The sequence below is a fragment of the Neisseria sp. P0009.S007 genome (assembly GCF_051962515.1).
On the sequence record NZ_JBQCVF010001047.1, the window covers coordinates 1 to 289 of the forward strand.

Annotated in this window: 1 rRNA gene; it reads left to right on the plus strand. The window is 52.9% G+C overall.

What is annotated here, in order from left to right:
- A 16S ribosomal RNA gene (locus tag ACTHS3_RS17695) occupies positions 1-289 on the plus strand; the annotation flags it as partial.

Genomic DNA, 289 nt, shown 5'->3' on the forward strand with positions numbered 1-289 from the left:
CGGCCTTCGGGTTGTAAACCTCTTTCAGTAGGGAAGAAGCGAAAGTGACGGTACCTGCAGAAGAAGCGCCGGCTAACTACGTGCCAGCAGCCGCGGTAATACGAAGGGGGCTAGCGTTGCTCGGAATCACTGGGCGTAAAGGGTGCGTAGGCGGGATCTTAAGTCAGAGGTGAAAGCCTGGAGCTCAACTCCAGAACTGCCTTTGATACTGGGATTCTTGAGTTCGGAAGAGGTGAGTGGAACTGCGAGTGTAGAGGTGAAATTCGTAGATATTCGCAAGAACACCAGT